This is a genomic window from Nocardia sp. NBC_00508, assembly GCF_036346875.1.
In the GTDB taxonomy this organism is placed as follows: domain Bacteria; phylum Actinomycetota; class Actinomycetes; order Mycobacteriales; family Mycobacteriaceae; genus Nocardia.
Genome location: NZ_CP107852.1, coordinates 6,756,077 through 6,771,024, shown reverse-complemented (window position 1 = coordinate 6,771,024; position 14,948 = coordinate 6,756,077). Strand labels below are relative to the sequence as shown.

The 14,948-nt window shown below is 65.1% G+C and carries 9 protein-coding genes and 2 pseudogenes; 1 reads left to right on the top strand and 10 read right to left on the bottom strand.

Features of this window, described 5'->3' with window-relative positions; all coding sequences use genetic code 11:
* The 5 genes and pseudogenes from OHA40_RS30340 to OHA40_RS30320 all read right to left on the bottom strand — a co-directional run bounded on the left by OHA40_RS30340 (position 1) and on the right by OHA40_RS30320 (position 5,578).
* Positions 1–960, bottom strand: a complete 960-nt coding sequence (locus OHA40_RS30340) for a 3-oxoacyl-ACP synthase III family protein (protein ID WP_330230253.1) — start codon at positions 958–960, stop codon at positions 1–3.
* 224 nt (positions 961–1,184) lie between these two features.
* Positions 1,185–2,003 (bottom strand): SDR family NAD(P)-dependent oxidoreductase, encoded by an 819-nt coding sequence (locus OHA40_RS30335; RefSeq protein WP_330230252.1) that lies wholly within the window; start codon positions 2,001–2,003, stop codon positions 1,185–1,187.
* A gap of 604 nt (positions 2,004–2,607) precedes the next feature.
* A protein-coding gene (locus tag OHA40_RS30330) for an IS3 family transposase (protein WP_330230251.1) occupies positions 2,608–3,770 on the bottom strand; the annotation gives its coding sequence in 2 pieces (ribosomal slippage) (positions 2,608–3,483 and positions 3,486–3,770; 1,161 coding nt in all).
* A 272-nt stretch (positions 3,771–4,042) separates the two neighbouring features.
* Positions 4,043–5,182 (bottom strand): annotated as a pseudogene (locus OHA40_RS30325) (IS3 family transposase).
* A 60-nt stretch (positions 5,183–5,242) separates the two neighbouring features.
* Positions 5,243–5,578 carry a hypothetical protein gene (locus OHA40_RS30320; protein ID WP_330230250.1) on the bottom strand — a complete coding sequence of 112 codons (336 nt, stop codon included), beginning with the start codon at positions 5,576–5,578 and terminating at the stop codon, positions 5,243–5,245.
* A gap of 203 nt (positions 5,579–5,781) precedes the next feature.
* On the opposite strand from OHA40_RS30320, the pseudogene OHA40_RS30315 reads away from it, so the two are divergent.
* Positions 5,782–6,991: pseudogene (locus OHA40_RS30315) on the top strand (IS4 family transposase).
* 265 nt (positions 6,992–7,256) lie between these two features.
* Here the strand turns inward: OHA40_RS30315 and OHA40_RS30310 are convergent.
* From OHA40_RS30310 to OHA40_RS30290, 5 genes are all read right to left on the bottom strand, one after another.
* Positions 7,257–7,547 (bottom strand): SDR family oxidoreductase, encoded by a 291-nt coding sequence (locus OHA40_RS30310; protein ID WP_330230249.1) that lies wholly within the window; start codon positions 7,545–7,547, stop codon positions 7,257–7,259.
* Between the two features lie 107 nt (positions 7,548–7,654).
* Complete coding sequence (locus OHA40_RS30305; RefSeq protein ID WP_330230248.1) at positions 7,655–7,822, bottom strand: SDR family NAD(P)-dependent oxidoreductase; 168 nt, start codon at positions 7,820–7,822, stop codon at positions 7,655–7,657.
* Positions 7,809–8,633, bottom strand: coding sequence for a polyketide synthase dehydratase domain-containing protein (locus OHA40_RS30300; protein WP_330230247.1), 825 nt, complete (start codon positions 8,631–8,633; stop codon positions 7,809–7,811). The genes OHA40_RS30305 and OHA40_RS30300 overlap by 14 nt, the downstream gene beginning before the upstream one ends.
* Positions 8,620–13,536 (bottom strand): SDR family NAD(P)-dependent oxidoreductase, encoded by a 4,917-nt coding sequence (locus OHA40_RS30295; protein ID WP_330230246.1) that lies wholly within the window; start codon positions 13,534–13,536, stop codon positions 8,620–8,622. Before OHA40_RS30295 ends, OHA40_RS30300 begins: the two co-directional genes overlap by 14 nt.
* Positions 13,536–14,762, bottom strand: a complete 1,227-nt coding sequence (locus OHA40_RS30290; RefSeq protein WP_330230245.1) for an acyltransferase domain-containing protein — start codon at positions 14,760–14,762, stop codon at positions 13,536–13,538. Before OHA40_RS30290 ends, OHA40_RS30295 begins: the two co-directional genes overlap by 1 nt.
* Positions 14,763–14,948 lie beyond the last annotated feature (186 nt).

Here is a 14,948-nt window from a genome sequence, read left to right as displayed (position 1 = left end):
TCACAACAACGACAAAGTGTCGGTGTCCCAGGTGAGAACGGTGCTCCCCCAGGTCAATCCGGCACCGAAGCCGACGATGAGCACATGATCACCTCGACATAGCCGCCCATCGGCATGAGCCTCGGCCAGTCCGTAGGGCATCGAAGCCGCGCCGATATTACCGACTTGATCACCCACGACTATCAGGCGATCAGGATCGAATCCGGCATCCTTACAGGCCTGGCGTAGTAACACCGGATTGGGCTGATGTGCGACAACTGCGTCGATTTCGGATACAGACAGAGATGATCTTTTCAACGCATCTTCGGCCGCCTTCGGAAAGACATCCAATATGAAGTCTCGCACCGCCCGGCCATTCATGTGAATACGATGCCGACCACGGTCGATGCTTTCGATGTCGACCGGTTCCCTACTCCCGCCCGCGGGAATCAGAACATCGCCCGCCTGACGTCCATCCGAACCCAAGCCGATATGACCGAAACCCGAGCCCGGCGCGACCGGTCCCAGAATCGTCGCCGCCGCTCCATCGCCGAACAACACGGCCGTAGCACGGTCGGACAGGTTCAGGAACCGGGAGTACACCTCAACACCCACCACCACCGCACGCCGCACATCGGTGTCGACGCGCAGCCAGTCGACTGCCACTCGCGTAGCGAAAAGCCAACCGGCGCAGGCCGCGGACACATCGAGAGCTACTGCTCGCTCGGCACCCAGCAACGCCTGCAGCCGGCACGCAGTGGACGGACCGAGTTCGTCGGGCGTCGAAGTCGCCAGCACGATCAGATCGAGATCTCCAGCAACCATGCCTGCGGATCGCAAAGCGCCGCGCACCGCCTCGGCGGCGAGGTCGGAAGCGGCCTGATCTCTGCCGGCGACATACCGATTCCGCACCCCGGTACGCTCCGTGATCCAGTGTGGCGTCACTCCGACATGGGCAGCCACCTCTTCGTTGGTTCGCACTTGCTGCGGCACGTACCTACCGGTCCCGAGTACTCCGATACCGATTCGGACGTCCGATGACTTTTCGAACCTGCCGTCGGGCCTGCGATTGTGGCGATCGCCGACTTGTAACCGCAGGGAAGATGTCATGGTTTTGCTACACATGGATTCACTCTTCAGCCAGGGGGACGTGACATGATCGGCGGCAGGCGCCAATGGTTCGACCAGTACTGATTGCTGGTCTGTCAGACCGGAATGCGACCGAGATCGAGCAGATCGATCATCGCCGGGCCACCTACGAAACAAGTCGTTCCACCATCCATCATCAGACACGCACCGGTGATCAACCGTGCCGAGTCGGAGGCCAAATATATTGCTGCGCCAGCAATATCGGAGGGCTCACCCCACCTACCCTGAGGAACGGCCATCATCAGGCCGTCTGAAACGCGCGCGTTGTCAACGAAGGTCCGCGTCAGGTCTGTGGAGATCCAGCCTGGTGCGAGCGCGTTGACACGCACGCCGGCCCGGGCCCATTCAGCCGCGAGAGTCCGGGTCAGCGAGATGACCCCCGCCTTGGCTGCGGCGTAAGGCGCAAGCATAGGCATCCCCGCTGTGCCCGCCATGGAGGCCACGTTGATGACCGTGCCGCCCTGTTCGATCAGACGCGGGCCGACGGCCCTGCATACATTGACTACAGACCCGAGTGTGGTGGCCATGACCTGTTGCCAGTCATCATCCTGCAGGTCCAAGAAAGGTCCGACGTGCTCGACACCACCAACGTTATTGACAACGATATCCAGGGTTCCGAACTCATCGAAAACTCGGTCCACGGCGACAGCCACCGACGACGCATCGCTGACATCGCACACGCACGTCAGTGCCCGGCGACCGGTGTGCTCGATTTCCGTCGCCACCTTGTCCAGTTGCCCAGCGTCGCGGGCCAGCACCGCGACGTCGGCCCCCGCCTCCGCCAGGCCAACCGCAATCGCCCGGCCGATACCTCTCGATGCACCTGTAACGAACGCGGTCTGGCCATCGATTCTGAACGGATTCTTTACTGACACTGCCCTACCTCAAACTTTCGAAACTGAGCCGATCGCTATCCCCGACCGATCGCCGGTTCCAAACTGGCCTGCAGCCGGTGACTGCCGCGGGGTGTCATCATCCGGCCACACAAGCGGCCCCCACCCAGCGCGAGACTCGACGAAACGGACGCAGAATACCCTCACGCACACCACAGGATTTTGTGAACCGACTCTAACCCGCGCCCCGATCGACATCATGTACAAATTTGACAACGTTCGTGAAGCAGTCTGATATGGATCAAACTGGCAGGCCAACCTACATTAGAGTCGCAGCCTTCGTAAGACGACCACACGGCCCGCCGATGCGGTGTAAGTTCCCAGCGGCCTGCGGTGCATTCAGCCGAAATCGTCTGCACCGGCACGCTTTTGGGACACTACAGAGACGCGCGTGTCTGCGCTGGTCAAGCGGCGCGAGCTGGATTTCACTATCTCCGATAACCCTAAATCTCGAAAAGTCTGCCGTCGACTTAAGCCGCGGTTCGTGGTCGGGTCAGCTGCCCCAGGAGGGCGACCGGTGTTTTGCCGAGCGACCCCGCGACCGCAGCCTCGAAGGGACTGCTGCACGATCGGGTGACAGATTCGATCACGCGGCCTGACTGGCCGGTGGGGTCATGATGGTCTCGTATTGGACCGGCGTCAAACGGCCGAGGGTAGCTTGGCGTCGGCGGCGGTGGTAGGTCCGTTCGATCCAGGTGACGATCGCGATGCGCAATTCCTCACGGCTGCACCAGGATCGGCGGTCGAGGACATTCTTCTGCAGCAGCGCGAAGAAACTCTCCATGGCGGCATTGTCACCGGCCGCGCCGACACGGCCCATCGACCCGGCCATGCCGTGACGAGTCAGGGCTCGCACGAATTTCCGGCTGCGAAATTGCGATCCGCGGTCGGTGTGCAGAATGCAACCGGCCACCTCGCCACGGCGAGCCACCGCATTGTTGAGCGCGTGCACCGCCAGCGCCGATTTCATGCGTGAGTCGATGGAGTAGCCGACGATCCGGTTGGAATAGACGTCCTTGACCGCACAAATGTAGAGCTTGCCCTCGCCTGTCTGATGTTCGGAAATGTCGGCCAGCCACAACCGATTCGGAGCCTCAGCGGTGAAGTCGCGTTGGACCAGGTCATCGTGGACCGGCGGGCCGGCCTTGCCCTTTCCGCGTCGCTTCTTGCCGAACGCACTCCACCAGCCCTGGGCCGAACAGATCCGCCATGCAGTGCGGTCGGCCATCGGTTCACCGGCGGCGCGGGCCTCGTCGGCGAGAAATCGGTACCCGAATTCGGGATCGTCGCGATGGGCGTCGAACAGCGCGTTGGCCCGATACGCCTGGTCGAGTTCGGCGGCAGTGACCGGTTCGGCCAGCCATCGGTAGTACGGCTGACGAGCCAGTTTCAGCACCCGGCACGTCACCGTGACGGGGATCCCGTCTTCGGCCAGCTCGCGGACGAGCGGGTAGATCATTTTCCCGGCAGGTTCGCCTGCGCGAAATAAGCGGCGGCCCGTTTGAGGACCTCGTTCTCCTGCTCCAGCAACCGGATTCGCCGTTTCGCCGCCCGCAGCTCGGCCGACTCGCTCGTGCTGGTGCCCGGTTTGGTTCCCTCGTCGACGTCGGCCTGACGCATCCATTTCGACAGCGTCATCGGGTGGATCCCGAAATCGGCGGCGATCTGCTCCAGCGTCACACCATCGTCGCGATTGCGAGCCACACGCACGACATCGTCGCGGAACTCACGGGGATAGGGCTTCGGCACGATGACATCCTTCCAGCCCACCCGAAGGGCAAGCCAACTCGGTTGTCACCTATCCGTGCAGCAGTCCCGAAGATCGAGGCTGCAGACCACGAACCGGCTCCGATTCAACAAGTTGGTACCTCTCTACTCATCGAGGCTTGACACCGAGAGGAGCCGTTAGCGAGATAGACCCGCAATCAAAGTAACGAACTACGACTGTTGCTAGGTTGTGTGGCCGGTCCCCGATGGCGGGACCACCCGGTCTTTGAGTCCGGGTTGTATTCGATCCAGTTTCAGTTGATGGTGCAGGCCACTGGGTGGTGGCGGTGGGTGCAGCGGGCTGCGTATTCGGTGGGCGTGAGATAACCCAGAGCCGAGTGGCGATGCCCTCGGTTGTGTTCATTCTTGAAGTCGCCGATCACCACGCGGGCCTCGAGCAGGCTGGTCCAGTGGTTGCGGTTCAGGCATTCGGTGCGCAGCCGCCGGTTGAACGACTCGACGAACCCGTTGTTCCACGGCGTGCCCGGCGGGATATAGACCATTCCGACCGTGTTCGCGCAGAACCGTTGCAGCGCTTGGGAAATCATCTCCGGCCCGTTGTCCATCCGCAGCACCTTCGGCGCGCCGCGGACCGCGAACACCTTCTCCAATTCGTCGACAAGTCGCTCAGCCGTGATCGACCGCTCCACCAGGTGCAGCAGCGACTCGCGGGTGTGCTCGTCGACCATCGACGCGATCTTCACCGCCCGCCCGTCGATGGTGGAGTCGAACTGGAAGTCCAACGCCCACACCACCTTCGGTGCATCCGCGTCGATCGGCGGCATCGACGAAACACCCGCGCGTTTGCGCGGGTGATGCTCACGCACCTGCAGGCCCTCCTCCCGCCACAGCCGGTGCACCCGCTTCTTGTTCACCGCGTGGCTCTCGTCGAACCGCAGCGACGCCCAGGCACGGCGGAACCCGTGACACGGATGTTTCGTGGCGTAGCCGCGCAGCCAGGCCCCGCAGACCGGCCGGATCGGCCGGCGTGGCAGCCACCGGCACACGGCGATAGGTCGAACGCGAAAGCCCGACCACCCTGCACGCGAAGCGTTCCGACATACCGAAACCGTCTTTCAGCATGTCCACGACGCGGCGGCGAGCGGCCGGGCTCACCATTTTCCCTTGGCGATCTCCCGCAGCGCGTCCTTCTCCAACTCCGCATCGGCCAACAGTCGCTTCAACCGCGCGTTCTGCTCTCGCAGCTCCTTGAGCTCTTTCGCGGCGTCGGTGCCCATCCCGCCGTACTGGCGGCGCCAGTTGTACAGCGTGGCCGCCGAGACCTCCAGCTCGGCGGCGATCTCCTCACCCGAGCGGCCCTCCGCGGCCAGCTCGTCGGCACGGCGCAGCTTCCGCACGATCTCCTCCGCGGAATGCCGCTTGCGTCCTGCCATGTCCCTCAGTGTCCCTTCCGACCCTCATCAGGGCCATCAGGACTCTAATACCGAGCGGTCTCATTCAGTGGGGACGGGCCACGACCGCCACTGCCGGATCCACTCGCGTCGCTCCTCTGGCAATTGCTTGCCGCGGGAGGTGGGATTGATCTTCGAGTTCGGCCACAACAGATAACTCACACCAAGCCAGAACCCACCAGGCTCGGCTGCTTTGGCGACGTCTGCGGTCACCTCGAGATGCTGAGTCATCATCTCGACCACGTTCGTGAACTGCTCAGGCGTCAGTTCCTCGGGATGCTCGATCTCGGCTAACGCGGCGAGAGCGAACGCGCCGATTCGCTGAATAGGACTCGGGGTCAGAACAACCCGATACTGGTGAACCGATACGTCAGACATCCATCCTGGCTCTCAGAGCTGAGTGAGTGAAGCAGGTGAGAAAGGTGCAGGCCCGGCCGTCGTCTCGCGCGACCGCCTTAACGATGAAGGCCATAGATCTAGGTACAGATCCAGCCCATACCGGCGGCATTGTTCTGGCCTAAACCCAATACCAGTGACTTAAGTGTTTTGACTGGTAGGGTCTGCGGCTGGGAGGTATGTGGATGCCGAGGCCGGGGCAGGTCAAGACGGAGACCGAGGAGCGGTTGCCCGACCGCATCGCGGTCGGGTTGCTGACGAGGACGTTTCCGCCGGAGTTGGTGGATCGGGTGGTGGCCGATTGCGGGGCGGGCGGGACAGCGGACACGGTTGCTGCCGCCGCGTGTGGTGGTGTATTTCGTGCTGGCGATGTGCTTGTTCTCCGGTCAGGGTTATGAGGAGGTTGCGCGGCTGCTCACGCAGGGTTTGGTGTGGGCCAAGCGCTGGTCGGGGTCGTGGCAGGTGCCCACCACCGCGGCGATCTCGCGGGCTCGGGTGAAGCTGGGTCCGGCGCCGTTGCGGGCGTTGTTCGCTGAGGTTGCGCGGCCGTTGGCGACCGAATCGACCCCAGGTGGCTGGTATCGGCGGTGGCGGCTGGTCGCGGTGGACGGCACCACCTTCGATGTCCCCGACAGTGCTGAGAACGCAGAGCATTTCGGGCGCCCGAAGACGCATCGCACCGAGCGGTGCGCGTATCCGCAGGTGCGGATGGTGGCTTTGGCCGAGTGCGGCACGCATGCGATCACTGCGGCGGCTCTGGGGTCGTTCACGACCGCTGAACCGGTCCTGGCCCGTGGACTGTTCGGGCATCTGAGGCCTGGCGATCTGTTGCTGGCCGACCGCGGTTTCACCGGTGTGCAACTGTGGCGAGCGGCGTGCGCTGGTGGTGCTGATCTGTTGTGGCGCATACGATCCCACCTCATCCTTCCGGTGGTCGAGGAGTTGGGCGACGGCTCGTATCTGTCGGAGATCGTGGAGGCGAAAGATCACCGCAAACGCGCCGATCCGACGAGGGTGCGGGTTATCGAGTACACCCTCGAGGGACCGGGATTCCCGGAGCAGGAGGCGCCTTACCGGTTGATCACTACGATCCTGGATCCCGCCGCGGCCCCGGCGACCGAGCTGGCCGCGTTGTATCACGAGCGCTGGGAGATCGAGACCGCACTCGATGAGTTGAAGACCCACCAGCGCGGACCCGCGCAAGTGCTGCGGTCCCGTTCGCCCGAGGGTGTCGAGCAGGAGATCTGGGGACACCTGCTGGTGCACTACGCCATTCGCACCCTGATGCACGACACCGCCGACGCCGCCCGTATCGACGCCGACCGGTTATCGTTCACCCGCAGCATCCGCCTCGCGCGCCGCCAGGTGACCGCGCAGGCGGGTTTTTCCCCCTGACCCCTGGCCACAGCATTGGCCGAGGGCCTGCGTGAGATCGCCCGCCACCTGCTGCCACCCAGACGCGGACGAACCAACCCCCGCGTCGTCAAACGCAAAATGTCGGGCTTCAAGGTCAAACGCGATAAACACCGCAATCGGGTTCCACGACAACCGAATCCGATCGAAGCAGTCACCATCGCCCCACACTGGCGAACCGCCTCGACAACGCCAGCAGCCAACACAACACCGAGAACTGAATATCCTTAAATCACTGGTATTGGGGCTAGGGGGTGGCTCGTTCGAGTGCGGTTCGCAGTGTGTCTGCTTCAGGGAATTGGGTGAGTACCGGTGAGTCGAGCGGTCCTGCCGATGCGGTGTTCACTCGAATATTCAGTGGCGCGTATTCCGCGGCGATGTAGCGGGTGAGTGTTTCCACCGCCGCCTTGGTCGCGGCGATGGCGGAGTAGCCGGGCAGGATGTGTGGCACTCCGGAGGAGGACAGGTTGACGATCGCACCTGTGCCGCGTCGTGCGATCAGCGGCGCGGCCTGTTGTGAGCACCAGAGGGTGCCCATCAGGTTGGTGTTGATCGCGCGGTCCCAGTCCGAACATCTGTTGCACCTGTTCAGGTTTGGCCACCGATCCGCGCACCAGTTTGTGACGAACGTTCATCGCGGTGAATTCACCGGCAAGGGTTTGGAGCGTCGTCGACGGCGTGGAAGTAGTTGATCAGCACGTGAGCGCCGGCCCGTGCGAAGCTGTGCACGATCACGCGCCCGACACCGCGTGCGCCGCCGGTGACGAGTACCACTTTCCCTTCGAACGGGCGTGTCGGATCATCGCGTGTCACGCGGTCTCCTGGTCAGGTCGACGGCCCGCAGGCCGATGAGGTGTGCTATTGGATGTCCCGTAGGTGTCGTGGCGATGACGTCCGCGTCTCGTGCGCCGCGCGTCTCGGCATGCAGTTCGATTCCTTCGGGATGCCGGGCGAGCAGCTGCCGGTCCGTCTCGGGGCAATCGACGCGGACCGCGTCCCAGCCGCTGGGTAGTAGCTGATGCATTCCGCCGCGCCGGGCACCCAGGCTGACCAGGGCCAGTTGGATCATGGCGTCGACCAGTCGCGCGCAGATCGGGAAATCCGGATACATCGTCGGGGTGTCGGGTAGCCGTGGCTGGTAGCGGGCCCGGGCGCGACCGGCACGGGCCCGTAGCTGCCGCAGTCCCACGAAGGGCCCACTCATATCCAGAGCCGCTGTGCCGACGTACGGCCCGTATACCGTGCTGATCAGGTCCGCAGGCTCGGAGGCGGGGCCGGGCAACTGCGCGGGACAGTCGCGTATGTCGAATTCCGCACACGTCAAGCCGTTGGCCGGATCCCCGAACACGATTCGCATACCTGCTGGATGCGGAAGGAAGCGGTAGGCGGCAGGGATTGTCGATGCGTACATCGGGGCATGGAAGGTGACGTTCTCGAAGGAGATCGGTGCCCGCCGGCCGACGGCTTCGGCCGCCAGCGCCATAGCGAACGCGGCTGGAAGCAGCGGTTTGGTGTGCAGGCGGTGATGGTTCAGGAAACTGTCCCTGCCGGGCAGATCGGTGGTCCACACCTGGTCCGGTCCGAGCAGCCCGGACGAGACGGTTGCTCGTTCAGCCGTGCACAAAGGACGGTCCTGACTCGGTGGTATCGGCGGCAACGGTGCCGGCATAGTCGTGGAACTGCCGGGTGGTCAGGTCGTAGTGGCCCAAGTCTGCGGTTTCCACACCTGCGGCCCGCAGGAGCAGCGCGCCGTCGGCGATGGCGAGCAGGCCGCCGCCGCGGTGCGGCGGTTCGGCAAAGAATTCCAGCTGTGAACCGTGGGCTGCCAGCACCGTCGCATCGTTGTGCGGGGTGTACAGGTCGATCTCGGCGATCCGGTGGATGAGGACCATCGGAATCCGTTCTTGCCCGGTGCCGGCGAGTACCGCCAGTTCCAGCACCCCCTGCAGCAGAATCGTGGGCACGCGGCCGAACGTCGCAAAGCCCGGTGCAGTGCCGGAGTCGGCGGCGAAGGTGGAGTGTGCCCCGGCAGCGTCGGCGGCATGCCCGGTAGTGGTCACGTAGGGCCCGAACACATGACACAGGTCGTTGGGCAGGTAGATGGGATTGGGCACCGAACGTGCGGGCATCGGGTTGGGGCGAGTCCAGGGTGCCGGTACGGAAAGGTCGCGGGCCAGCAGGACGTCGAGTTCGCTGTGCAGCCGCTTGTCGAGAACCCGCCCGTCGCCGGGATGCCGGATATCCGAGGTTATCCAACAACGGATTCTGGCGTGGTCGTCGCCGCGTTCGATGATGGTGGCGCTGACCCGAACAGTCTTGGGCCGGTTCGCTGTCGCACGCAGCGGGACGTGGAGTTCGAGGTCGCGGAAGCCGGTCGGCCGCAGGCCGGGGGCCAGGCGCAGAGCGGCCTCCAACGCCAGCTCCATCGGCACCGACCCGGGCATGAGCGGTCTGCCACGAACGATATGGGCCGCCAGGTAGCTTTCCTTGGCGGTGTCGTAGGTGTACTCGAAATACACGTGACTGTCGTCAGGGAAGACGAATTCCGGTACGGGGACCGACTCGGGCCCGATCTGCAGGCGCGGGGCCTGCGCGGCCACCACATCACGTTCGGATCGCGGGAGATGGACGATGACCGGCGGCCGGTCCGGGTTGTCGATGGCCTGCCGCAAACGCAGATAGGCTTCGTCGGCCGACATGAATTCGGTGATCCCCAGCCCGCGCATGGTGTCCTGGACGACGGGGTCACCGGTCAGGCCCAACCCGTCCCAGGCCGTCCAGTTCACTGTCACCTCGGCGGTGTTGTCGATGCGCGCATTCCACATCGCCGAGGTGCTGAGAAAGTCGTTGGCCGAGGCGTAGTCGGCTTCCGCGGGCCAGCCCACGAATCCGATGACCGAGCCGAAATTGAACCACAGCCGGGGACGGCGGCCTTCGAGCGCACGGCGCAGATTCACATAGCCGGCGACCTTGGTGTCACGTCCGCGCCGGAACGCCGAGATGTCCTTGCGGGTGATGGCGGCCGGTGCGGCCCCTGACGCGGCGTGGATGAGTAGATCGATGCCGCCTTCGGCGTGGTGGATGTGATCGATGGCCTTGCGCACCGCCGCTTCGTCGGTGATGTCGCAGGCCAGGTAGTGAACTCGGGCCCGGCCGCTGTGCTCGGCCACGTCGGTGATCAGATCGCTGATCGCCTGTTGCTTTCGCGCTGATTCCCACTGCGCTGCCAGAGTTTTCGGTGACAGCCGGCTACATTGCCGGAGCTGCTCGGTGATGTAGCCGGCGCGGTCGGGGGCGGGAGCGTGGAAATCCGGCCCAGGAGCAGCGGTGCGGCCCAGGATGTAGACGACTGGCTTGTGGTCGCGGGCCAGGGAGGTCAACAGTGGACCCATCACCCCACCCGCGCCGCCGGTCGCCACCACCACACTGTGGTCGGTGAGCAGACCGGATGCGAGGGATACGCCGTCGTCGGCAGCCGTGTCGAGCGCGGTCAGCACATAGCCGAGCCGGTGTTGCCCGGAGCGCAGGACGAGTCCCAGATGGTGCTCGAGTGCCGATTCGGCCGCAAGCTGATCCAGCGCGTCGTCCAGATCCGGGGTATCGGTACAGACACACCAGCAGCGTGCCTGCGGGAACTCGACGGCAACTGTTTTCATCAGCCCGCTGAACAGTCCGGTACTAGGGTGTGGCAGGCGGTTCCAGACGGCGTCCATGAGCAGAACCGCGAAACTCGCGCCTGCGACCAGTTCGCTCGCGCAGCGCTGAAGTGCGGTGAACGTCAGATCGTGCAGCGCGCACAGCTTCTCGATGGTGCCGCCGGACCAGGGATCGAGCCTGTTGGAGGCATGCAACCGACTCAGTACCCGCACATGCTCGACCGGCGCGGTCAAATCGGGAAGTTCTTGGCCGACAACCCATATCGTGCACGGCACCCGTTTACCGAGGGCGCGTGCGAGCACCGGATCGTCGGTCACCACCAGGGTGGTGGGGGTGAGCGCCACTACCGGGGTGCAGTCGGCTGCCGCCTCGGCCAGCGCACCGAACTCCAGGCGAGTGCGAGTGACGATCAACTCCGGTGTGCCCGGAGCGGTGCTGTCGGCGTCACGATCCCGGCTCGGAATGCCGGCATCACCACCTGCGATACCACCGTCGCCCGAATCCTCACTCGTCCGGCTGTGATTGATGCCGGCACCGGAACCGGTCGATTCAACAGGTGCTGCGATATCGACAATGACAGTAGGACAGTCGGATCGGCTCGCATTGATCCGGGCACTCTCGCCGGCCGCGACGGCACGCAGGATGGCGAGTAGGCCATCCGCGCCGACGTAGGTGCGGTTGCCGATCCGTGCTGATCCGGCGTTCTCCACCGCCGATTCCATCTGCGTGCACACGGTCGCGAGAACGGGCACCGCGAGCTTGTCGGTGACGTCCCGGCGAGCCAGCGCGATGGCCACCGCCCCCTCGGCGACGTCCGCCTGCGCACGCAAGTGCGCCGGCAACGCGGCGGCGAGTTCGGGTTCGGAGTTGGCGTTGACACCGATCACGAACATCAGGTCCATGCCGCCGTGACGCAGATAGTATTCGGCGATCCGCACAGCCGACAGACCGGCGTTGTCGGTGTTCTCCACCGCCAGATGCGGGCCCTGCAAGTTGAAATAGTTGGTGACCCAGCCTCCGATGAGGCTGGCGCCCACGGTGGTTACCGCGGTGTCCTGGGCCATCGCCGGAACCTGCGCGTGCAGTGTCGCGGCGACAGCGTCCACGGCGGCCTGGAGTTCGGTGTCGTACTGGGCGCCGATCGCGTCCGCGCAATCCTCCAGATAGCACCGTTGAGCGCTGAGTACCGCCGCACGCATGTGCCCGGCGTGCGCGACGACCACGCCGGTGGTTCCGCGCAGCTCCTCCCACCGCATTCCCAGCTGGTCGATGAGTTCGGCGACAGAGCGCAGAGCGAGGATCTCCGTGCGATCCATGTGCTCGACGGCCACCGGCGGGATCCGCAGCTCGGTGAAGCCGGGCAGGGGAAAGGTGTCACCGAACGACTTCGGTGGCGGGGCGCCCGCGCCGGTCAACCACTGTTCGACAGCCGACCGGTCGATGTCCCCAGGAAATCGGCCACTCCAGCCGGCCAGCACGATCGGATTCGGATCAGCGGCAGGGCGGTCGAGGTGACCGGTCGGGCCGTCGCTGAGGATCAAGTGGGTGTTGACACCGCCGAGGCCGAAGGCCGACAGGGCCGCCACCCGCGGCCGATCGGCGCGAGCCGGCCATGGTGTCGGGGTGGTCGGCACGACCAGCCCACCCAGATCCCGGTCGGCCGAGGTGAAATATTGTTGGGCGGGGATGGTTTCGTGCCGCAGCGCCAGGATCCCGTGCAGGATCGAGACCATGCCGGCACAGATTCCGGTGTGGCTGACCAGCGACTTGTTACTGACGACCGGTAGCGGGGCGGACCGGTCAGTGACCATCTGACGCAGAACCTCGACCTCGACCGGGTCACCTGCCCGGGTCCCGGTACCGTGTGTCACCACGACGTCCAGGTCATCGGCACCGATACCGGCAGCCTCCCAGGCACGGGTGATCGCCAGCTGCTGTCCGCGTGGATTAGGCGCTCCCGGCGACCGGCCCCGGCCGTCGGAGGCCGCGCCGGAGCCCGTGATCACCGCCAGCACCCGATGACCGGCTGCCCGGGCCCGATCCAGAGTTTCCAATGCCACCAAGGCCGCGCCGTCACCGAAGGCCGTGCCGTGCGCGTCCTGGTCGAGCGCACGGATCTCCGGAATATCGCCCAGCACACCAGCATTGGACAATGCCACCATGGCCCGTGGGGTCAACTCGTGTGCCGCACCGCATATCGCGATGTCGCATGCTCCGGCCCGCAATCGTTGCACTGCGAGATTGATCGCGGTCAGCGCCGACCCGCAGGTCGCGGTGACGATATCCAGTTCCCGCAGGGGCGGGAGCAGACCCGCGAATGCCCTGCGGCAGATGTCGTCGGGCAGATGGCCGTCGAGATCACTGCCGTATCGACGACTCAGAATCTGACGTATTCGCAGGCATTTCGCCCGGCCGCTGTCGTCACCCAGTTCCAGGGCATCGCCCAGCATCCGGCTCAAACCATGCCCGACCATCCGCGATTCCAGGGCTTGCAGCGTGTCGACGGCGACCGCCACCTCGAGCAGAACACGGTCGTGAGCGCCGAGTTCGAGTCCCTGCAGGGTCTGCAGGGCACAATGCCGTAGCCAGGTCGCGGGCGGATCCTCCGCCGCCGACCATGCACCCGACCGGATGTCCGCCATGAGCTCGGGATGCGGGACGAACTGTTCGATGAAGCCCCCGTACCGGTGACGGGATTTGTCCGCGCCATCGGGATCGGCAGACCAGAAGTGCCGCAGATCCATACGGTCGGCCGACGGCTCGGTCAAGATGTTGCGATCGCCGCACAGGACCCGCCACAGATCGTCCGGGCTGCTGATGCCGGGCAGCACCACACCCATGCCGACGACGGCGACGGGCTGACCAGCCATCACCGGGCGCCCGCGGTCAATTGCGCGGTAACCGAGTCGACGATGGCTCCGAGGGTCGGGTACTCACTGATCCGAATCTCGTTGCGGGGCAATGAGAACCGCTCGGCGACCTTGGTCAGAAACGCCACCTGCCGCAACGAGTCGATGCCCAGGTCGCCTTCCAGGTCGACGTCCTCGGTGAACACCTCGGCGGGATAGCCCACCACCGAGGCGTACATCGTGGCCAATTCGGCCACCAACTCCCGGCGCGCGAACGGCGCAGCGGGCACGGGGGACGGCCGCTGCACATCCTCGGTGCTCGCCGGGACCGGCGGCGGGGGCGGTATCTGCTCGGTTGCCGGCGGCGTCGCGACATCTGCGGTCTCGACGGATCGGGTGACCGACGGCTGAGGTGGGGCGGGCTTGCGGTGATCCGAGCGTGCACCGGTCACGCCCGGCGAACACGAAATCTCCACTGCCGGCACAGTAGCCTCCACCATGCGGGCGATCGCGCCGTCACCGTAGTCGACGAATCGATCGACACCGGCGTCGTAGAGACTGCGGATGCTGTCCAGGAAACGAACCGGCCGCACGAACATCTCGGCGATATGCCCGAGCAAGTCGTCCTGATCGGTGTGCGGCCGGTTGTCGCACACACAATGCACCGGAGTGCGCAATGCCCGCTGGCGCACACCCGACTCGGCGAGCTCGGCTCGCAGCATGTCCACCAGCGGCGCCATCATCGGGCTGTGATAGGCGTACCGAACCGGCAATCGGACCACATGCACACCGAGCTTGTCGGCCACCCGTGCGGCCACCTCGAGGTCACTGGCAGTTCCGCTGATCACCGTCGATCGGGGTGCGTTGTGGCACGCCACCGCAAGCGACGGCGAACCGATGACCCGGACCAGGCGCTCGGCTCGCCGGGCGTCGGTGCTCAGGACCGACATCCCGCCGTGGTCCAGCATCCGGGCGGCGATCCGCATCCGCATCCGCACGATCCGCACCCCGTCCGCCGGCAGAAACGCCCCACCGGCAACCAGGGCAGCGATTTCACCGAAACTGTGCCCGAGCAGGACACCCGGGGACGAGCGGTCGGCACCACCCACCGCATGCGCCGCGACCGCCGTGGTCAGCTGGACCAGCGACGCAACCGCCGGATCGGGATGATCGCGGAGATCGGCCGGGTCGCGGGCCACGAGCTCGAGCAGCGGCGGCAGATCCGTACCGTCCAGGCCGCTCGTCATGTCATCGACGGTCGCTGTGAACTCGGGGCGGCCTTGCAGCCCTCGCACCGCCTCGACAGGGGCGAAGCTCGTGGCTCCCGCAAAGATTCCGGCACATACCGACGACGCGTACATTCGCTCGGACCTCCTCGTGTGACCAGTGCCGATGGGCTCCGCTCAAGCGACACTTGACAATTCGCTCAATAC

Coding starts and splice junctions, on each gene's coding strand:
- OHA40_RS30320 (WP_330230250.1), bottom strand. CDS start 5,578: ATGTCTGACGTATCGGTTCACCAGTATCGGGTTGTTCTGACCCCGAGT.
- OHA40_RS30310 (WP_330230249.1), bottom strand. CDS start 7,547: ATGGGCACCCTCTGGTGCTCACAACAGGCCGCGCCGCTGATCGCACGA.
- OHA40_RS30295 (WP_330230246.1), bottom strand. CDS start 13,536: ATGGCTGGTCAGCCCGTCGCCGTCGTCGGCATGGGTGTGGTGCTGCCC.
- OHA40_RS30290 (WP_330230245.1), bottom strand. CDS start 14,762: ATGACGAGCGGCCTGGACGGTACGGATCTGCCGCCGCTGCTCGAGCTC.